Below are 21,148 nucleotides of genomic sequence, written 5' to 3'. Positions count from 1 at the left end.
TTTTCCCCTTCCTTTGTTTCTTTAATCCGGGCCTGACACACAGCTTCAATGAGTTTTCAGAATGGCCAACACTTTGTTAAGAAACATTTTGGCTTCCTGGCTACTGACACTCTTTCGCAGCTCAGCAGGAATCATACGCTGGTATGCGCGGGTATTGACTGGACGATTGGCCACCAGAGCATTCACCATAGCAGACTTGAGCAAACGCTGGCTTGCAGGAGTACTTGGGTAGGCTTTACGGATAGATTGTACATCGAATTCAACCAAAGCCTCAGCCAGCGGGCTATCAGCCACTTCAACCACCACTTCTGGCTCTGATACCACCGGAGCCACTTTGACTTCAACCTTAACAGGCTCTTCAGTTTTTACAGGTTCAACAGCAACTTCTGCCTGAACGTCTTCAGAAGTGACGGACCCCTGCGCCACCAGAGCTTGAGACAGCTCTTCTCGCATAACCCATACAGCTTCGCCCGCTCCGTTTTTCCCATCTACGGCAACAACGGAAGCACCAGAGCCTGCATCCACTTCCAGAAACCCGGCAATACGCTTGCCCAGGTTGTTAACGATCATGGACGCACGTTTGGCCCCCGTCAATGCAATCACCTGCTCAGCACTGGCAGCACGTCCGGGCAGAGAAAACCATGCTGTCAGCAGTTCCATATCTTGAGGACGAACCGCTTTATTATTGTTAAGAGCCTTCAGGAACAAGTTTTGGGTGATCAATTGTTTAACCTCTAGAAAAATCCGGCTATTTTTTCAGGAAATGACAAATTATCAATCCTTATATTTGCGGATCTTTATGCTTTTTCTTCTAAACACAGGGGTTAAGTACGCACTTCGCCCCATACCCGTTCATTTCAAGCTAAAAACAAGCAATGCAAGAAGTCGCTGAGCACTACTTGAAATTGCCCCATGCTAAGATGATAATGATTCTCAACTAAGGACCTAAGATCAGTTGAACAGTTATATGGCAAGATCTCCTGCAAGAGTGCTATCTGTAAAGAGTATTGAATCCCTGAGCCCTCATATGAAGCGGGTTATCCTGACCGGAGAATCTCTTTCTGATTTTCCATCAGGTCAAGCCAGCGCCTACGTAAAGCTGGTATTTGATAACCCTGCAATGCCCGAGAAACCGCTCCAGAGAAGTTACACCGTGGTTTCCTCTGATCAGCGTGCACAACATTTGACGATTGATTTCGCAGTTCATTGCTATAACAGTGATCAGGGGCCTGCTGCACGCTGGCTGGAGGGTGCCAATATCGGCGATCCAGTTTTAGTATCTGGACCAGGCCCTACCAAACTGGTTGACCTCGAAGCGGACTGGTTTGTTATGACCGGAGACCTGACCGCACTTCCAGCCATTCGTGCAAACATAGAGATTCTACCTGCCCATGCAAAAGGCTATGCAGTTCTGGAAATTCCTCACCAGGATGACCAGCAAGCCATGGCCCTTGAAGCTTCGTCGATCCCTGAAGGCATGGAAATTATCTGGGTTATAAACCCTCATCCAGGCCAACAAAAGGAGCTTTTAAGAGACGCTCTGGCCAACCTGCCCCACTTGCCAGGAAGCCCCTATCTATGGGCTGCCAGTGAACTGAACGCTGTGCTGGAGATCAGAAACTGGGTGAATCGAGAATCCCTGGCCCCCCGCTCTTCACGTTATATCAGCAGTTACTGGCAGCTTGGCCTCCCGGACGAAGCTCATAAGGTACAAAAGAGAGAGAGACTGACTGAGTGATAAGGGCCTCTTCGACAGACATGCGTCGCTCAACCGCTGTCTTTGATGGGCAGGAAAGTTTGAATGCGTTGCATGACAATTCGCCCGAGAGCTGTCACTACCACTGCTCTTGCCACTTTTTTGCTTTATTCAATGCCTGGCGATGACCTACTCTCACACGGGGAAGCCCCACACTACCATCGGTGGGGGCCGCCCAGGTGGGGCCGCCCAGGTATGTGTCGTTTCACTTCTGTTCAGCCGCACTTCTTTGCCCACAAAACAAAAACCCCAGTCGATCTCTCAACTGGGGTTTTGCTTTATTCAATGCCTGGCGATGACCTACTCTCACATGGGGAAGCCCCACACTACCATCGGCGATGTGTCGTTTCACTTCCGAGTTCGGGATGGGATCGGGTGGTTCCAACACTCTATGGTCACCAGGCAAAACTGGTCGAACCTTGCTTTTGAGCTGGAAGCTTGAAGCTGGAGGCTTGAAGCTGTTTGTCGCAAGCGGAAGGCTCTGGAATCCAAATCTCTTTTTAAGCTGTGTCGTTTCTTCTTGCTCAACACTCTCGTTCACTGTGTACGGCTTCAAGCTTCCAGCTTCAGGCTTCCAGCTTTTGCTGGCAGCTGCGCTGCACAAATCGCTTTGGCGTTATATGGTCAAGCCTCTCGAGTCATTAGTACGGGTTAGCTCAACGCCTCACAACGCTTACACATCCCGCCTATCAACGTCGTCGTCTTCAACGTCTCTTATGGGCCTTGCGGCCAGGGAAGTCTCATCTTGAAGGGGGCTTCCCGCTTAGATGCTTTCAGCGGTTATCCCGTCCGAACTTAGCTACCGGGCAATGCGTCTGGCGACACAACCCGAACACCAGTGGTTCGTCCACTCCGGTCCTCTCGTACTAGGAGCAGCTCTCCTCAAACTTCCAACGTCCACGGCAGATAGGGACCGAACTGTCTCACGACGTTCTAAACCCAGCTCGCGTACCACTTTAAATGGCGAACAGCCATACCCTTGGGACCGGCTTCAGCCCCAGGATGTGATGAGCCGACATCGAGGTGCCAAACACCGCCGTCGATGTGAACTCTTGGGCGGTATCAGCCTGTTATCCCCGGAGTACCTTTTATCCGTTGAGCGATGGCCCTTCCATTCAGAACCACCGGATCACTATGACCTACTTTCGTACCTGCTCGAGATGTACCTCTCGCAGTCAAGCTGGCTTGTACCATTACACTAACCGCACGATGTCCGACCGTGCTTAGCCAACCTTCGTGCTCCTCCGTTACTCTTTGGGAGGAGACCGCCCCAGTCAAACTACCCACCACACAATGTCCCCGATCCTGATAAAGGACCTGGGTTAGAACCTCAATATTGCCAGGGTGGTATTTCAAGGTTGGCTCCATGCAAACTGGCGTTCACACTTCCAAGCCTCCCACCTATCCTACACAAGCAACATCAAGATCCACTGTGAAGCTGTAGTAAAGGTTCACGGGGTCTTTCCGTCTAGCCGCGGATACACTGCATCTTAACAGCGATTTCAATTTCACTGAGTCTTGGGTGGAGACAGCGTGGCCATCGTTACGCCATTCGTGCAGGTCGGAACTTACCCGACAAGGAATTTCGCTACCTTAGGACCGTTATAGTTACGGCCGCCGTTTACCGGGGCTTCGATCAACCGCTTCTCTTGCGATAACAGCATCAATTAACCTTCCGGCACCGGGCAGGCGTCACACCGTATACGTCCACTTACGTGTTAGCACAGTGCTGTGTTTTTAATAAACAGTCGCAGCCACCTGGTATCTTCGACCGCCGCCAGCTCAGGGAGCAAGTCCCGTCACCGGCAGCGGCGCACCTTCTCCCGAAGTTACGGTGCCATTTTGCCTAGTTCCTTCACCCAAGTTCTCTCAAGCGCCTTGGTATTCTCTACCTGACCACCTGTGTCGGTTTCGGGTACGGTCCCTTTTGACCTGACGCTTAGAAGTTTTTCCTGGAAGCCTGGCATCAACCACTTCCCCACCTTGGTGGGTTCGTCATCAGTTCTCGGCTTGGTGAACCCGGATTTGCCTGAGTCCACAGCCTACGACCTTAAACAGGGACAACCATCGCCCTGCCGGCCTAGCCTTCTCCGTCACTCCATCGCAGTCAAAAGGGGTACAGGAATATTAACCTGTTTCCCATCGATTACGTCTTTCGACCTCACCTTAGGGGCCGACTCACCCTGCGCCGATTAGCGTTGCGCAGGAACCCTTGGTCTTCCGGCGAGGGAGCCTCTCACTCCCTTTATCGTTACTCATGTCAGCATTCGCACTTCTGATACCTCCAGCCAACCTCCCGATTGACCTTCAACGGCTTACAGAACGCTCCTCTACCGGTTCAGTAGACAGTTGACAGTAGACGGTGGACGGTTTTCACTCATCAACCGTTTACTGTCCACTGTCAACTGTCCACTGAACCCCGTAGCTTCGGTGAATAGTTTGAGCCCCGTTACATCTTCCGCGCGAGCCGACTCGACCAGTGAGCTATTACGCTTTCTTTAAAGGGTGGCTGCTTCTAAGCCAACCTCCTGGCTGTCTGGGCCTTCTCACATCGTTTCCCACTTAACTATTACTTTGGGACCTTAGCTGACGGTCTGGGTTGTTTCCCTTTCCACGACGGACGTTAGCACCCGCCGTGTGTCTCCCGTGATTGCACTCATCGGTATTCGGAGTTTGCATGGGGTTGGTAAGCCGGGATGGCCCCCTAGCCCAAACAGTGCTCTACCCCCGATGGTGAGACACGAGGCGCTACCTAAATAGCTTTCGAGGAGAACCAGCTATCTCCGGGCTTGATTAGCCTTTCACTCCTATCCACAAGTCATCCCCTGGCTTTTCAACGACAGTGGGTTCGGTCCTCCAATCAGTGTTACCTGATCTTCAACCTGCTCATGGATAGATCGCCCGGTTTCGGGTCTATTCACTGCGACTGGACGCCCTCTTAAGACTCGCTTTCGCTACGGCTTCCCTATGCGGTTAACCTTGCCACAGAAAATAAGTCGCTGACCCATTATACAAAAGGTACGCCATCACCCATTCGAAAATGAGCTTTGACTGCTTGTACGTACACGGTTTCAGGTTCTATTTCACTCCCCTCAACGGGGTTCTTTTCGCCTTTCCCTCACGGTACTGGTTCACTATCGGTCAGTCAGGAGTATTTAGCCTTGGAGGATGGTCCCCCCATGTTCAGACAACATTTCACGTGTGCCGTCCTACTCGATTTCACAATAACTGGCTTTTCGCGTACGGGGCTATCACCCACTATGGCCACACTTTCCAGAGTGTTCCGCTAAACCAAAAATTGCTTAAGGGCTGGTCCCCGTTCGCTCGCCGCTACTGGGGGAATCTCGGTTGATTTCTTTTCCTCCGGGTACTTAGATGTTTCAGTTCCCCGGGTTCGCCTCCTAAACCCTATGTATTCAGGTCAAGGATACTCACTTGTGTGAGTGGGTTTCCCCATTCGGACATTCCTGGATCAGGGCCTGTTTATCGGCTCCCCAAGACTTTTCGCAGATTACCACGTCCTTCATCGCCTCTGACTGCCAAGGCATCCACCGTGTACGCTTAGTCACTTGACCATATAACCCAAAACGATCTGTTTGGCTGCGTCTTTTTGCTTTACTCGGCGTCGCAATCTTCACTCTGTCAGTCACATACCATGGGTATGCTCTTTCCGTCGTTCAGCTTGCGCCTTGATTAAAACAAAAATACTTTGCCAACCCCCGAAAAAGGGGTCCGATCCATTGGGCAGTCATATAACTACCTTTAACGATCTTCAGTTCATCACTGGCCACTGTTAACGGACCACTGACAACCGAACGCCATACACTTGAGAGTGTCTCAGCAAGAATATCATTAAAAGACAAAAGCCTTTTAAATCAACTCAGCTTATTTAAGTTTGGATTCCACATTGTTAAAGATCGCATTATCCGCTTTCTGTTAAAGAAAAGGACAATGAAGCAAAATATGCTTAATGAATGAGTCGTCCGGATTAATGGTGGAGCTAAGCGGGATCGAACCGCTGACCTCCTGCGTGCAAAGCAGGCGCTCTCCCAGCTGAGCTATAGCCCCATATTCCGAATCACGATTGGTGGGTCTGGGCAGACTCGAACTGCCGACCTCACCCTTATCAGGGGTGCGCTCTAACCAACTGAGCTACAGACCCAATCCTGCTGGTTCAGCGCACCGCTAAAACAACCGATTCATTAAACACTCTTTTTAAAGAACAAAACAACACCAGACGACTTTCGCCGTTGGTGTTATCAAACAATTCGTGTGAACGCTTATGGAAGGTCGGTCTTCGTTTAAGGAGGTGATCCAGCCCCAGGTTCCCCTAGGGCTACCTTGTTACGACTTCACCCCAGTCATGAATCACTCCGTGGTGATCGCCCTCCCGAAGGTTAGGCTAACCACTTCTGGAGCAACCCACTCCCATGGTGTGACGGGCGGTGTGTACAAGGCCCGGGAACGTATTCACCGTGACATTCTGATTCACGATTACTAGCGATTCCGACTTCATGGAGTCGAGTTGCAGACTCCAATCCGGACTACGATGCACTTTCTCAGATTAGCTCCACCTCGCGGCTTGGCAACCGTCTGTATGCACCATTGTAGCACGTGTGTAGCCCTGGCCGTAAGGGCCATGATGACTTGACGTCGTCCCCACCTTCCTCCGGTTTGTCACCGGCAGTCTCCCCAGAGTGCCCACCCGAAGTGCTGGTAACTGAGGATAAGGGTTGCGCTCGTTGCGGGACTTAACCCAACATCTCACGACACGAGCTGACGACAGCCATGCAGCACCTGTCACTGCGTTCCCGAAGGCACCAAACTATCTCTAGTAAGTTCGCAGGATGTCAAGGCCAGGTAAGGTTCTTCGCGTTGCTTCGAATTAAACCACATGCTCCACCGCTTGTGCGGGCCCCCGTCAATTCATTTGAGTTTTAACCTTGCGGCCGTACTCCCCAGGCGGTCTACTTATCGCGTTAGCTGCGTCACCAGAAATGCAAGATCCCCGACGACTAGTAGACATCGTTTACGGCGTGGACTACCAGGGTATCTAATCCTGTTTGCTCCCCACGCTTTCGTACCTCAGCGTCAGTGTCAGACCAGAGTGTCGCCTTCGCCACTGGTGTTCCTTCCTATATCTACGCATTTCACCGCTACACAGGAAATTCCACACTCCTCTTCCGCACTCTAGCTTGCCAGTTTTGGGTGCCGTTCCCAGGTTAAGCCCGGGGCTTTCACATCCAACTTAACAAGCCGCCTACGCACGCTTTACGCCCAGTAATTCCGATTAACGCTCGCACCCTCCGTATTACCGCGGCTGCTGGCACGGAGTTAGCCGGTGCTTCTTCTGCGAGTAACGTCACAGATGCAGGGTATTAACCTACACCCTTTCCTCCTCGCTGAAAGTGCTTTACAACCCTAGGGCCTTCTTCACACACGCGGCATGGCTGCATCAGGCTTGCGCCCATTGTGCAATATTCCCCACTGCTGCCTCCCGTAGGAGTCTGGGCCGTGTCTCAGTCCCAGTGTGGCTGATCATCCTCTCAGACCAGCTACGGATCGTTGCCTTGGTAGGCCTTTACCCCACCAACCAGCTAATCCGACGCAGGCTCATCCGATAGCGCAAGGTTCCGAAGAGTCCCCTGCTTTCCCTCTTAAGGCGTATGCGGTATTAATCCGGATTTCTCCGGGCTATCCCCCACTACCGGGCAGATTCCTACGTGTTACGCACCCGTCCGCCGCTCGTCAGCAACTAGCAAGCTAGTCCTGTTACCGCTCGACTTGCATGTGTTAGGCCTGCCGCCAGCGTTCAATCTGAGCCATGATCAAACTCTTCAGTTTAAATCGTTTTGCCAACTGTCCCGAAGAACATGCTGACTGCTCAATCTTACAATTAAACGTACATGTTAGAATTAACGAGTATGTTCGCTTGCTTGATCAGCATTTAAATCATTTCAGAGCCAAGCTCTGTTGACCGATGCCATTCGCACAAGCGCCCACACGAATTGTCTGATAATTTGTTAAAGAACTGGATTAAAACAAGAAGGTTTTAATCGGCTGAACCAGCGGTCAGTGCTGTTCAGCGAGGCCGCTATCTTACCGCGACCGTTTTTGTTGTCAAGCCTTGTCTTTGCCAAGGAGCCAAAGCGGCTTTCCAACCCGCTAAACTGGCAAACACTTATGATTAATCAGCGTTGCTTTTCCTGTTCAGCGGCGGCGCATTTTACCGAGTCAGCCGATGTTGTCAACCTGACTTTTTATCAGGCGATTCAGTTCTGCTGCTGTGGCGACCTGCTCCGTTCGAGGAGGCGAACTATACAGAATCTCATGAGGGGTTCAACATGCGACAAAGCACTCACGTATTATCCCTTAATGCTTAAGAAGGTTATTTTTGCCGAGTTACTTTACCCTCCTGCCAGAGATAAGAAACCCGGCAACTGGCCGGGTTTCTCAGGATGAATCAAAGATCAGCTTAACAATCAGGCATTGGTAGCCACAAAATATTTTGGATCTTCAATGACATTCACCTCTACCATATTACCTGCTTTATTCAGTAGTTTCTGACAATCCTGACTCAGGTGCAGCAGGTGCAGGGTTCTGCCTGCCTTGGTATAACGTTCTGCCAGTGTATCAATGGCTTCCAGCCCGGAGTGATCGCACACTCGGGAATCGGCAAAATCGATCACTACATCATTGTTGTCGACTTTTGGTGAAAACTGTTCCAGAAAGTGAGTGGTGGAGCCAAAGAACAAAGGTCCATGCACTTTGTAAACACTGGAGCCTTCCTGGTCTTCTTTCTTCTCAATCCGAATGTGTTTGGCGTGTTCCCAGGCGAAGATCAGGGCAGAAACAATGACACCGATAATGACTGCGACAGCCAAATCGGTCAGAACCGTGACGACCGATACCAGCACCAGAACAAAGGCATCGCCCCCGGGCACCTTGCGTATGATGCGAAAGCTACTCCATTCAAACGTGCCAATCACTACGATGAACATGACACCGATAAGGGCTGCAACAGGGATTCGCTCAATCAGAGAGGACGCCACCAGTATGAATGCCAGCAGGAATAAGGCTGCAGAAATACCCGACAGGCGCCCACGTCCTCCGGAGTTAACATTGATCATACTCTGGCCAATCATGGCACAACCGCCCATACCACCAAAAAAGCCAGTGACAATATTGGCTGCGCCCTGACCCATGCATTCACGGTTCGAGCTGCCATGAGTTTCAGTAATCTCGTCCACCATACGCAGAGTTAAGAGAGATTCAATCAAACCAATGGCCGCCAGGATCAGAGAGTAGGGCAGAATGATCAGAAAAGTCTCCGTGTTCAATGGCACCATGGGAATACTGAATTCAGGTAATCCACCGGCAATGCCTGCTACATCACCTACGGTTCGGGTATCGAGATCAAAGCCAATGACCAGCAGGGAAACCACAAGAATGGCTACCAGAGAGGAAGGAATGGCTGTCGTCAGTTTAGGCAGAAAGTAGATAATAGCCATGGTCAAAGCTACCAGTCCCAGCATCATGCCGAGCTCACTTCCCTGCATCCAGGCTATATCAATAACACTGCCTTCCATAAAGGTTCCAGACAACCAGCCTGTTCCGCCCTCAACACCAAATTGACCCAGCTGAGCCAGGAAAATAACAATGGCCAGGCCGTTAACAAAGCCCAGCATCACCGGGTGGGGCACCATGCGAATAAATTTACCTAGCTTCAGCGCTCCTGCCAGAACCTGAATAATCCCCATCAGCACAACGGTTGCAAAGAGATATTGAACACCGTGGTCAGCCACCAGACTGACCATAACCACAGCCAGCGCACCGGTAGCACCAGAAATCATGCCCGGACGACCACCAATTGCAGCTGTGATAAGACCAACCATAAACGCAGCGTAGAGACCCACCAGTGGTTCAACACCCGCAACAAATGCAAAGGCTACCGCTTCGGGCACCAATGCCAGTGCTACCGTCAGACCTGACAGCAGGTCATTTTTCATGGTAGCTACCTTATTAGCTTTAAGTTCGAACAACATTGCCTCCGATTCAAACAGACAGGTGGGTGGCGAAAGATTAGTTTTAGTTATACGAGCCGATCTGGGTTTGTCGGGTAGAAAACCGTTTTAAATAGCTCTACGCCCAATGAAAGGAACACTGCCCTGTTTGATAAACAGAGACAAAGAGTTAATTTTCAGGGAGAAACACGGTGTGAATTTTAAAGAAGAGACCGGTAGAAGACAACGACCAAACGATCTGGAAAATAATGGTTCCTGACCCGTTCGATCTATTGTCAATGAAAGAATCAGAATCCTGTCGTTCATCCTCTTAACTCGCTCAGAAGCATCAGCCACTGAATTCCTGAATGCAATGGTTTATTTCCTGAGTTTTACGACAACAGTGCCGGCAATTTTGTCATGCCAACCTTGCTTTTTTTTATCCACTACGATCCAGAAAAAACCCAAAAACAGCGGTAAAATTGAGATGAAGTAAGCCAAGTAGCGAATGATAGACTGAAACAGGCTTGGAGCAAGGCCGGTCTTTTCATCAACGACTTTCATGGCAATAAGCATTTTGCCCGGTGTAGCGCTCTTGAAATGCCAGAACAAGACAACCGCCATCGCCGGAAATAACCAGTTGATCATGATATCGACCGGATCCAGAAGCTGCTTTGAATCTTTAATTGTCATCTGGTTACCGTCAATCAACATGGCAAGCGGTAAAGTAATGATGATCAGAACCAGTGTATCGATCAACGTTGCCCAGAATCGGTCGAGAAATCCAGCATATTCGAAGTTGTCTGATCTTTGAGGATTTAAATCGAGCTCAGACATTATAAGTCTCCTGGTTTACAGTCATCGGTCATTAGCGGTAAAGTCGGCAAACCCAGTCAAATTCTTAGTTTGCCGGAAGGACTGCAGAACCTTCCAAATACTGTCTTAACCCTGTGACAGCAGATCTTTAATGGATGATTCCAGTTCCTGAGGTTTGGTTGTAGGGGCATATCGCCCAACCACTTCACCCTGACGATTCAGAAGAAACTTGGTGAAGTTCCACTTAATATTTTTAGTCCCCATCAAACCGGGCGCTGCTTGCTTCAGATCCTTGTAGAGATTTGCAGCACCGTCGCCATTCACTTCTACTTTTTCAAAAACAGGAAATGTGACGCCATAATTTTTTTCACAAAAAGCACCGATTTCACTATTGTCACCGGGCTCCTGTTTGCCAAACTGGTTACAGGGAAAACCCAACACCACCAACCCCTGCTCTTGATACTTCTTGTACAGTTCTTCCAATCCTTTGAACTGAGGAGTAAAGCCACACTGACTCGCAGTATTAACAATCAACACTACCTTGCCTTTATAGTCAGCCAGGGACTGAATATCTCCGTTTAACAGTGGCATTTCGTATTTCAGAACATCCATTAAGTCTACCCTTATCCGGTTAAAGAAGGTTATACCTCATTTTTTCCAAATTGGATGAAAAAAATAAAACCAGCAGAGCCTGAGTATCAGATAGCGTCACGGAACAGGAATAAAAAAAGGCGGCTTGGGACGAGCCGCCAAAACGATGAGGATATGCGAGTCACTGGTAGCTGTTTACCAGTTAATCAGGTCAATAAGTCTAGTTTCGATAGGCAACTCCTTTCTTATTGCTAATGAGAACGATTCTCATTTTACACCCACCCTGACCTTTTACAAGTTAATTTTTGTTTTTTTGAAAAACACGAGGCGCTCAGGGTAACGATTATTCTGCCAGTCCTTCACTGATCGCCTGCTCCAGTGCATCCATGGCTTCCTGAGCATCCGGACCAGAGGCTTTGACTTCTATGGTGGTGCCTCTGGTGATCCCGAGACTCAATAGTTTCATCAGGCTTTTGCCGTTAATAAATGCGCCACTTTTATCAGGGTTTCTGACTTCTATCCGGGACTCAAAAGGCTTGATAGTGGATACAAAGACCTTACCAGGACGGGCATGCATTCCATTCGAATTAAAAATAGTGAACACCCGGCTAAGCATTCCCTTTTCCGGTGCAGGGCAGACACTCCCTGACGCCATAGCTTTCAATGCAAATGGAGAGTTAGAATCAACACGTTCAGGAACACGTTGTTCAGAAATCAGCTCAGGCTCTCTGGACGGAGAATTAATAGCGTCAATAACGTCCTGTGGGTTTTCTGTTTTTGCCAGAGTGCTGCATAGCTCGTCGTTACCGAGCATCCGTGTCAGCCCTCTCAAAATCTGCAGATGTTCATTGGAGCAGGCTGCTATGCCGACAGCCATATAGACTTTTTCACCATCACCCCAGTCAACGCCGCGAGGAAACTGGAGAATGACCACGCCGGTTTTGATGACAGCATCACGAGTGTTCGGCGTACCGTGGGGGATAGCAATACCATTTCCAAGGAACGTGGAGGAAATGGCTTCACGCATTTTCAAACCAAGCGTGTAAGCTTCAGCGGTATATCCAGCCTCAACCATTTTCTGGCCGATTAGCTCTATTACTTCCAGCTTATTTTCAGCAGACTGATTCAGGAAAATATTGGATAAGTTCAGTGTTAACATATGAGCCAGATCGTTACGGCAGAGTCTGGAATATTAGCTGAACTCCGTCACCATTGACGACCAGGCTTCAGACATTAGCGTATCTTTCAGCATTATCCAGCAGCGCAGGATCAATGACTCTGCATTTGTGGTGCTCCTTTCAATACACTCCGGCGCTTCCCTGACCCGATCCAGTAAAATGGCATCACTATTGCAACCCAGAAAAAATCAAAAACAGAGGAAAGATTGAGATGAAGTAGATCAGACAGCGAATCATAATAGACCCAAAGCAATGCCGGTATTTTCAGCAACAATTTTCACAATGACAATCTTTTTGTCCGGTGCAGAAGTCCTGTAATGCCAAAAAGACAACCAGCGTCGGAAAAAACCATTTGATCATGATATCTCCCGGCACTGAGGCTGTCCTGAATTTTCAATCATCAACCAATTGCCATCAGCCGTTAGGTAGCAGGGCAAGGTAACGATCATCAGAAATCGTCACAAGCCCGATTCATACAAACTGTTTCACCTTTTCGGCATCAACGTAAGATCTACCACCTTAAAGGAACCTAAGCGCCCCTTTAACTGAGAACCACGAGAGGGAACGAAACTGACGCCTTTAGGATTACGTTTGTTCATCCTGAAGTTATCAAACCCGTACCTGGGAAAGCGGATCGCTTTTGATTCTAATCTCAGATCCTCCACCACATCCCCGTTAGGCAAAGCAAGTAAGCCAACAATCTCGGCATTGTAGACAACACCCACCCCATAACGATTGTCGGAGGTCAAATTAAGTTCGAGGTCGGGACCATTCGTCAGAAAATAGGGGTCCAGTGTGGGGAGGGCATGACCCAATTCTGTTCGAAAGAATAAGGAATCTTCAATGTATCGGTTAACCAGCCGACTGAACAACATCCAGTTCATGACAGCAAGCCCATACTGCTCTTGGACATGACGATCTTGGAGATAGGGGCCAGCATTTGATATCTCCAGCTTGTACTTGTACCAGATTACCTCGTCAGCTGCCTTCTCAGCTGCCTTCTCATCACCCTTATCGGTTACGAGCAACTCGTATGTTTCGAGCGGCACGTAGAAAAGCTGTCCTGTTGCCAGTTGCTCCAGTTTGAGAATACCCCAAAAGCTTTCTCCTTGCAGCTGATCAATGTCGAAGCCCGCATAGGGGTTGTTCAACAGCGACTCATCGACGCAAAAGTGTGCAAGTTCACCAGCTGTATCATCTAGCAGCATGCTGGCCAAATTGTAGTCATGCTCGTGGCTGTCAGTGCTAGACATCTTTTTAAACGGTTTGACATCTTTGAATGCAGAAGAAAACGGCGTATCACTAAAACAATACTGCTCGCCGCAAATACCTTTCGCATCCCCACAAGGAAACTGGTAGCTCGACTCTGTCCTATCCTTCGAAGCCGCAGTAGCCTCGGCCTCAGGAGGAGCCTTGGCCTCAGGAGGAGCCTTGGCCTCAGGAGGAATATTGGCATCAGCAGGAATATTGTGATCAAGAGGAGCCTCTATAGGAGAGGCCAGGGCGGCAGGAGCAGAAAAGGCCAGAGCCAAGCTCAGGCAGGAGACTCTTAACAGATTCATGACCAGAATCCTCACAGTTAATTACATACTCTTGAGGTCAATCGCCACTGGGTGAGAGTAGTCGATCTCAGCCTGAATGCAAATTAGCCACACGAGAAAGTCAAAGACAGGAACGTGAAACCATAATTTTTTTTACAAAAAGCACCGAATATCACTTGGCTCCTGCTTGCCAGCATGGTTGCAGGAAAAACCCAGCACCACCGGCCCCTGGCCTTCATACTGTTCAACGTGAAAATTTTTTATCCCCGGGGTTAACGAAAAATTGTTTCAGTCATTCCCGGCTGATTTATGCAGTTCTTCAAATACTTTTATACTGCGGAGCAGAGCGATAACGGCTGGTAGTATTAACAATCTCTGACTGCCAGTATGCAGAGTCTGGACTGAATAGCTGCACGCGCTTTTAATAAACCAGCCGTGTAATCGTCAGTGTTATACCTTGCTAATAATGGAATCAGAATCATACCCTTCACCCTCTTAACCCGCTCAGAGTCACCATCCATTTGAACTATCCTGAATGGCGTGGCAGGCAGGGGCGAAATGACGATCATCAGAAATTGGGCACCAATCTACGCGGCAACTGCTCCTGCGTTGCTCTATTTTCATCCTCAATTTTCTGCTGTCCTCGCTACGGGATCGCCTAGACGGGGTCGCCTAGACGGGGTCGCCTAGACGGGGTCGCCCGGACGGGCGCTATTTTCGGTCAAGCTGCTAGGGTTTCCGCTTGAACATTATCACAAGCTCCACAAACCGAAAGCGACCGAAACTGCCTTCTAACTGAGAATCAGAAGATGGAACAAAACTGACACCTTTTGTGTCGCGCTTGTTCTTCCTGAAATTATCAAACCCGTACTTGGGAAAGCGTATTCCTCTTGATTCTAATTTAAGACCCTGCACTACATCCCCATCTGGCAAAGTAAATGAACCCGATAGTAAGGCATCGTAAACAACAATGTCTTTCCCATAATACTCGTCAGGGGTCAAGATGAGTTCGAGATCTGATCTGCCCATAAGGTTTGCTCTTTCTCCATAGACATATGGATAGGCTTGATACGCTTGATCTGCACTGGCTTCTTGAAGTCTGGAGGAGTCACGAATGTAGCTTGTCATAACCAAATTGAACCACATCCAGCTTGTGACTGGTGACCCATAACGTGTGTCGAAAAACTCGCCTCTGCGAGATCGATCAATCAAAGACATCTCTACCAGATACTTCACCTCCTGCTCATCCTTACTGTTATTCTCTTTGTCCATGAGTAACCCGTCTGCTTCGAGCGGCAGATACAAAACTTCTCCCGTTGGCACCAGCACCATTTTGACCACCCCCCAAAAGCCTTCCCCATGCAGCTGATTAATGTCATAGCTTGCGTCGGGGTTCGCCAGCAGCGACTTATCTATGCAAAACCCTTTGAGTTCAGAAGCTTCTTTACTTCGCAATAAGCTGGCCAAATTGTAGTTCTGATAGAGACTGTCAGTGCTGGACATGCCATAAAATGGTTGAGCATAAGGATCCTCATAACTATCTTCACAGTAATGGACGCCACAAGTACCAAAAGTGCGCCCACAAGAAAACTTGAATCTGGATTCTGGCATAGCCGTCGAAGCCAGAGGAAGCGCAACCGGAGAAGCCCTGACCGGTGCAACCAAGACCAGTGGGGCCATCATGATGACAGGAGGAGACAAGGCGAAAGCCAAGCTGAGACAGATGACTCTTAACAGATTCATGACCACAACCCTCACAGTTAAGCACATGCTTTTGAGGTACATCGCCGCTAAATGAGACTAGTCAATCTCTGCCTGAATGCCAAATTAGCCACGCAAGAAATTCAAAGACAGGAAATGTGGCGCCATGATGTTTTCCACAAAAAAACACCGATTTCATTTGGCTTCCGCTTGCCAAAATGGTTGCCAGGAAAATCCGGCACCACCAGCCCCTGCTCATCATACTGCGACATAGACAATCCCGGCCATTTTCTGGCCGATTCGCTCAATTACCTCTATTTTATCTTCAGCAGGCTGATTCAGGAAAATATTGGGCAAGTTAACTGTTAACATATGAACCGGACCTTTTACGGCAAATTCCGGAATATTAGCTGAAAACGTCATCAGCGCGGGTCAGGCTTCAGACATTAGCGTACTTTTCAGCATGACCCAGCCAGCGCAGGATCAATGGCTCTGCGTTTTGTGGTGCCTCTTTCAAGACACTCTGGGCTGCGTCCCTGACCTGATCCAGTAAAATGGCATCCCGTTCAAGATCGGCTACCTTGAACTGGGCAAGCCCGGTCTGCCGGGTACCGAGTACTTCACCCGGTCCACGTAATTCAAGGTCTTTTTCAGCAATGACAAAACCATCGCTGGAGTCGCGCATGACTTGCAAGCGCTCTCTGCTTTGCTGCGAAAGCGGGGCGTGATACATCAGAAGACAGTGGCTCGCTATGCTGCCCCGACCGACACGACCCCTTAGCTGATGCAATTGAGCCAGACCCAGACGCTCCGGATTTTCAATAATCATCAGGCTGGCATTAGGTACGTCCACTCCTACTTCGATGACCGTAGTGGCCACCAGCAGATGCATGTGTCCGGACTTGAACGCATCCATCACTGCAAGCTTTTCTGCCGCTTTCATTCGACCATGGACCAAACCTATAGAAAGCTCAGGTAACGCCTCACGTAACTGTTCAGCCGTCACCTCAGCTGCCTGGCACTGCAAGGCTTCTGACTCTTCAATCAAGGTACAGACCCAATACGCCTGGCGGCCCTCCAAACAGGCTGAGCGCAGACGCTCTACCACCTGATCACGACGGTCATCGCCAATCACGACAGTGTTAACCGGCGTTCTACCCGGTGGTAATTCATCAATAACGGAACAATCCAGATCAGCGTAGGCACTCATAGCCAGCGTCCGGGGAATAGGCGTTGCGGTCATAATCAGCTGATGAGGTTGCCCACCGTTCAACTCACCTTTTTTTCGCAGTGCCATTCTTTGATGCACACCAAAACGATGTTGCTCATCGATAATAGCCAGCCCCAACTTCTTGAACTGTACGTCTTCCTGAAAAAGAGCATGGGTGCCCACAACCACAGCCGCATCACCCCGGGCAATTTCTTCCAGAACCTGCTGACGCTTTTTCCCTTTGGTTTTTCCTGACAAATAGGCGACAGAAATCCCCAAGGGTTTCAGCCACCCCTTAAAGTTTTTTTCGTGCTGCTCAGCCAGAATTTCCGTAGGAGCCATAACAGCAGCCTGATAATCATTCTCGACCGCCTGAAGTGCCGCCAGGGCCGCCACCACCGTTTTACCCGAACCGACGTCGCCCTGAACCAGTCTCAACATCGGATCAGGCTGTATCATATCCTCACTGATTTCCGCCAGTACTTTTTCCTGAGCCCCCGTCAGGGAAAACGGCAGCTGCTCACGAAAGTCGCGGGTTAGCGTTTGCCTCGGTGACATCGCATAGCTTTTTACTGTTCGGATCAGGCTACGCAGCTTCTGCATACTCAGGTTGTGAGCCAGAAGTTCTTCAAAGGCCAGTCGTATTTGCGCCGGATGGCGACCTTCAGAAAGCAGTTCAACGGAAACATCGGGGGGGGGCGAGTGCAGGAACTCCACCGCATCCACCAGGGAACCTAACTGATATTGCCACCTGACATTCTCAGGCAGCCACTCCTGAAGTGCATCAGGATGATCGAGTTTTCCCAGCGCCTGAACACAAAGGCTTCGAATTCTCTGCTGGTTAAGTCCTTCAGTCGCCGGATAGACTGGCGTCAGGGTTTCTTCAACATCCAGATCATTATCCGCTTTGATGACCCGGTATTCAGGATGATAAATCTCAAGACCGCTGGCTCCTCTTCGGGGCTGACCAAAACAACGAATCTCAGTACCTGGTTTGAGGCTGTTCTTCTGTGCGCTGGAGAAATGATAGAACCGTAATCCGACAGAGCCGGTGCCATCACTGATGCGGCAAAGCAGACTCTGGCGCTTCCCCATCAAAACATCAGACGCAACAACAGAGCCCTGAATGACATAATCCCCTTCCGGATGAATGGCGGCAATAGGTGTAATGCGGGTACGATCCTCGTATCTCAGGGGCAGGTGAAAAAGCAGGTCCTGCAGGTTATGAATATGGATTTTTGCCAACTTGTCGGCAAGCGCAGCCCCAACACCTTTCAGCGCTGTCACAGGAATCTCATGCAGGGGCTTCACCATATCACCTCAATAAACTGCTGTTACTTTTTATTCATTTCGCTTCCGTTACAGAGCATAGCCTGAGAGCACTGGACAATGCATCTATTGCCTTGGGTCTCGGGAAACTGGCACGCCAGGCCAAAGCAACGGTCCGACTGGGTGACGGCGAGCGAAAAGGCTTTGACGACAATACATCGGGTGCGTAGTGACTGCCGACCAGGGCCGATTCAGGCAGCACACTGATGCCCATGCCGGAAGCCACCATATGGCGGATGGTTTCCAGAGAAGAAGCCTCAATGCCGCCTCCATCATCACCACCGGCATCGTTTTTCTGAGCCAGAAGCGGACAGGCCTCCATAACCTGATCCCTGAAACAGTGGCCTTCACCCAGAAGCAGCAACTCTTCATTCACCAGCTCTGCGGGATCTATATCCTGCTTCGACAGCCAGGGATGCCCCGCTGGCAATAAAACCCTGAAAGGATCGTCATACAAAGGCAGGGTCAATACATCAGGCTCGGTAAAAGGCAATGCGATGATAATGGCGTCCAACTCGCCCATTCTCAGTTTTTTTCGCAACACCGCAGTAAAGTTTTCTTCTATATACAGAGGCATTTTAGGCGCCACCTGTGCTAACTGGGGCACAAGGTGCGGAAACAGATAAGGCCCGATGGTGTATATAGCCCCCACTCTCAGGGGAGTGCTCAACTGATCGCGCCCGGCTTTGGCAATCTGTTTGATGCCCGACACTTCTTCCAGAACTTTCTGGGCCTGACTGATAACCTTTTCCCCCATCGGGGTCACCCGTACCGAATTTCGCGATCGTTCGAACAGTGCCAGCCCGAGCTCATCTTCCAGCTTTTTCACTCCTACACTGAGCGTAGGCTGGCTGACATGACACTTGGCGGCAGCACGCCCAAAGTGCTGCTCCTGAGCAAGAGTCACAATATAGCGCAATTCTGTGAGAGTCATAATGATAGGCGCCTGCCAGGAAAAGACCAGAATACTGTAAATTTAAACAGTTTTTTTTTCAAACTATTCCTTTGGCTTTTGTCAAAAGCAGAGGGTGTATCACCAGAACTGCAGAGAGAAACCTCCAATTTGAGTAAGGTTACTTGCATTTCCCTGAAGATAAAGGACACTCACGGGTGTCCTTTATTTTAAAAAATGACGGGGCTGCTATGAATAAAAATGTATTGATCGCCGGTTGTGGTGATGTCGGTTGCGAGTTGGCACAACAACTTCTGGACACAGGCAATTACTCCGTCTGGGGATTACGCCGAAACATCGACCGTTTACCCAGCGGCGTTCATCCTGTAGAGGGCGACCTGTCGAATCCGGAGCAGCTGGGCGAATGGCCCAGTAACATTGACTATGTCGTCTATGCGGCCGCTGCCGACGGGCCCGGTCAAGACAATTATCATAAAGCCTATTTAAGAGGTCTTTCCAACGTTCTTTCCCGCCTTCAGGCAGACGGCCATCGGCCAGAGCGGGTGCTCTTTACCTCCAGTACCAGCAGTTACCATCAGAATGATGGTCAGTGGGTGGATGAAACCTCACCCACGAATCCTGGTCGTTATGCCGGTAAGATCATGCTGGAAGCAGAAGCTATTTTGATCAACAGTCCTTTTCCCGCAACAGCGGTTCGCTTTGGCGGTATTTATGGCCCCGGAAGAAATCGCATGATCAACCGGGTAAGAGCCGGTGAAGGTTGCAAAGCAGAGCCTGTCATATACGGCAACCGTATACACCGTGATGACTGCGCCGGCATTCTGGCTCATCTGATTCAACGTGATGAACAGAAGCTCCCCGTTGACTCCCTGTACCTCGGTGTTGACCATGAGCCCGCTCCATTATATGAAGTACTGCACTGGCTGGCAGATCAGCTCGATATAATGTTGGATGACACCCACCCTGCTCCCCAGCCCCAAAGAGGCAGCAAACGTTGCAGCAATCAAAGAATTATTGATGCAGGTTACACTTTCAGATTCCCAAACTATAAAGCTGGCTATTCAGAGCTTTTAGACTCAATGTCTTCTGAGTAATCCTTGTTTAAGGAATATGAAAAAATTGCTTATCGGATAGAGCGCTACGCTCAAAGGACAGACTTGGAACAAGAAAAAAATATAGCAACCACGCAGCCAGGAAAGCGGGTTTATCTGACAAGCATCTTTGCGCCTGTGGCTGAGATATTTTTAACTGCGCGCAAAAGCAGCCTGCACAGAAAAAATACCTCAATACTCATGAAGAGATTCCCCGGGTATAATCCCCCGGACAATTATTAAAAAATCACCTCAACTCCAGAATGGCATCAATCTCGACCGGCACACCTTTGGGTAACTCTTTGACGCCAATAGCAGCGCGGGCAGGGTAGGGCTGAGTGAAATACTCGGCCATAACTTCATTGACCGCATTAAAATTACTGAGGTCGGTCAGGAAAATGCCCACTTTTGCCGCATCCTGAAGCTCTCCGCCAGCAGCTTCGGCAATGGCTTTCAGATTTTCAAAGCAGCGTCGGGTCTGCGCCTTGAAGTCGCCCTGCTCCAGCTCCATGGTCTCCGGAATCAGAGGAATCTGGCCGGAAACATAAACGGTCGTTCCCGCCTTAACCGCCTGAGAATAGGTCCCAATGGCCTGAGGCGCATTCTCAGTGTTTATGGTCTGTCTGTTACTCATTATGCGCTCGCTTCTAAACAGAAAAGAGCCAAATAGTAAGGGACAACACGTATTTTTCAAGTCCCTCTGAAGTTTTCGCCAATAACCGAGGCTCCTAGGAGCCTGACCGAGAATAGCGCCCGTCGCGAGGACGGCAGAAAATTGAGGATGAAAATTCGGTTTTGTAAGGAGAATAGCGAGCTATTTGACGAACAAAAGCGGATTTTCAGACCAATTTGCTGCCGCCGCAGTAGGGCAGTCTATTCTCGGTCAGGCTCCTAGCAGCCTGTCGGACTTAAGCGTCCGTAGCGAGGATTGCAAGAAATTGAGGATAAAAATCTCTGTTTCTGAGGAGAATAGCGAGCTATTTGACGAAGAAACAGGGATTTTTAGACCAATTTATTGC

The 21,148-nt window shown here is 49.6% G+C and carries 14 protein-coding genes, 2 tRNA genes and 3 rRNA genes; 3 read left to right on the top strand and 16 right to left on the bottom strand.

Annotated elements, in window-relative coordinates:
- Window positions 1-45 precede the first annotated feature (45 nt).
- On the bottom strand, window positions 46-723 hold the full coding sequence (locus tag P6910_RS00610) for a hypothetical protein (RefSeq protein ID WP_317144350.1): 678 nt from the start codon (window positions 721-723) through the stop codon (window positions 46-48).
- A 244-nt stretch (window positions 724-967) separates the two neighbouring features.
- Here P6910_RS00610 and P6910_RS00605 point away from each other — a divergent pair, with 244 nt between their 5' ends.
- Window positions 968-1,738: a siderophore-interacting protein gene (locus P6910_RS00605; protein ID WP_317144349.1), complete on the top strand. Its 771-nt coding sequence runs from the start codon at window positions 968-970 to the stop codon at window positions 1,736-1,738.
- A gap of 305 nt (window positions 1,739-2,043) precedes the next feature.
- Here the strand turns inward: P6910_RS00605 and rrf are convergent.
- The 12 genes from rrf to P6910_RS00545 form a co-directional block, all read right to left on the bottom strand.
- Window positions 2,044-2,159: ribosomal RNA gene (rrf, locus tag P6910_RS00600) — 5S ribosomal RNA — on the bottom strand.
- A gap of 217 nt (window positions 2,160-2,376) precedes the next feature.
- Window positions 2,377-5,331: ribosomal RNA gene (locus P6910_RS00595) — 23S ribosomal RNA — on the bottom strand.
- Window positions 5,332-5,748: 417 nt separating this feature from the next.
- Window positions 5,749-5,824: transfer RNA gene (locus tag P6910_RS00590), tRNA-Ala, on the bottom strand.
- A 17-nt stretch (window positions 5,825-5,841) separates the two neighbouring features.
- A tRNA-Ile gene (locus tag P6910_RS00585) sits at window positions 5,842-5,918 on the bottom strand.
- Between the two features lie 140 nt (window positions 5,919-6,058).
- Window positions 6,059-7,600, bottom strand: a 16S ribosomal RNA gene (locus P6910_RS00580).
- Together the 16S, 23S and 5S rRNA genes with 2 tRNA genes alongside form the textbook arrangement of a ribosomal RNA operon.
- A 638-nt stretch (window positions 7,601-8,238) precedes the next feature.
- Entirely contained in the window at window positions 8,239-9,765 is a 1,527-nt protein-coding gene (locus P6910_RS00575) for a SulP family inorganic anion transporter (protein WP_317144348.1), read from the bottom strand.
- Between the two features lie 372 nt (window positions 9,766-10,137).
- Window positions 10,138-10,596: an RDD family protein gene (locus P6910_RS00570; protein WP_317144347.1), complete on the bottom strand. Its 459-nt coding sequence runs from the start codon at window positions 10,594-10,596 to the stop codon at window positions 10,138-10,140.
- Between the two features lie 105 nt (window positions 10,597-10,701).
- Window positions 10,702-11,187 carry a glutathione peroxidase gene (locus P6910_RS00565; protein WP_317144346.1) on the bottom strand — a complete coding sequence of 162 codons (486 nt, stop codon included), beginning with the start codon at window positions 11,185-11,187 and terminating at the stop codon, window positions 10,702-10,704.
- A 322-nt stretch (window positions 11,188-11,509) separates the two neighbouring features.
- Window positions 11,510-12,325 (bottom strand): HPr family phosphocarrier protein, encoded by an 816-nt coding sequence (locus tag P6910_RS00560; protein WP_317144345.1) that lies wholly within the window; start codon window positions 12,323-12,325, stop codon window positions 11,510-11,512.
- A gap of 504 nt (window positions 12,326-12,829) precedes the next feature.
- Window positions 12,830-13,906, bottom strand: coding sequence for a hypothetical protein (locus P6910_RS00555; protein ID WP_317144344.1), 1,077 nt, complete (start codon window positions 13,904-13,906; stop codon window positions 12,830-12,832).
- Window positions 13,907-14,250: 344 nt separating this feature from the next.
- Window positions 14,251-14,406: a hypothetical protein gene (locus tag P6910_RS00550; RefSeq protein WP_317144343.1), complete on the bottom strand. Its 156-nt coding sequence runs from the start codon at window positions 14,404-14,406 to the stop codon at window positions 14,251-14,253.
- A 208-nt stretch (window positions 14,407-14,614) separates the two neighbouring features.
- Window positions 14,615-15,628, bottom strand: coding sequence for a hypothetical protein (locus P6910_RS00545; protein WP_317144342.1), 1,014 nt, complete (start codon window positions 15,626-15,628; stop codon window positions 14,615-14,617).
- A gap of 51 nt (window positions 15,629-15,679) precedes the next feature.
- On the opposite strand from P6910_RS00545, the gene P6910_RS00540 reads away from it, so the two are divergent.
- The gene (locus tag P6910_RS00540; protein WP_317144341.1) at window positions 15,680-15,955 is read left to right on the top strand and encodes a hypothetical protein; all 276 of its coding nucleotides are present in this window, start codon (window positions 15,680-15,682) and stop codon (window positions 15,953-15,955) included.
- A gap of 70 nt (window positions 15,956-16,025) precedes the next feature.
- Here P6910_RS00540 and recG read toward each other — a convergent pair whose 3' ends face one another.
- Together recG and P6910_RS00530 are read right to left on the bottom strand one after the other, a co-directional pair.
- The gene (gene recG / locus P6910_RS00535) at window positions 16,026-18,110 is read right to left on the bottom strand and encodes an ATP-dependent DNA helicase RecG (RefSeq protein WP_317144340.1); all 2,085 of its coding nucleotides are present in this window, start codon (window positions 18,108-18,110) and stop codon (window positions 16,026-16,028) included.
- A gap of 31 nt (window positions 18,111-18,141) precedes the next feature.
- The gene (locus P6910_RS00530; RefSeq protein ID WP_317144339.1) at window positions 18,142-19,059 is read right to left on the bottom strand and encodes a hydrogen peroxide-inducible genes activator; all 918 of its coding nucleotides are present in this window, start codon (window positions 19,057-19,059) and stop codon (window positions 18,142-18,144) included.
- 209 nt (window positions 19,060-19,268) lie between these two features.
- On the opposite strand from P6910_RS00530, the gene P6910_RS00525 reads away from it, so the two are divergent.
- Entirely contained in the window at window positions 19,269-20,132 is an 864-nt protein-coding gene (locus P6910_RS00525; protein WP_317144338.1) for an SDR family oxidoreductase, read from the top strand.
- A gap of 244 nt (window positions 20,133-20,376) precedes the next feature.
- On the opposite strand, the gene P6910_RS00520 is transcribed toward P6910_RS00525, so the two are convergent.
- On the bottom strand, window positions 20,377-20,763 hold the full coding sequence (locus tag P6910_RS00520) for a RidA family protein (RefSeq protein ID WP_317144337.1): 387 nt from the start codon (window positions 20,761-20,763) through the stop codon (window positions 20,377-20,379).
- Window positions 20,764-21,148 lie beyond the last annotated feature (385 nt).

Source organism: Endozoicomonas sp. 8E (assembly GCF_032883915.1).
GTDB lineage: Bacteria > Pseudomonadota > Gammaproteobacteria > Pseudomonadales > Endozoicomonadaceae > Endozoicomonas_A.
The sequence above is the reverse complement of the archived record's forward strand: the minus strand, read 5'-3'. Positions and strand labels throughout refer to the sequence as shown.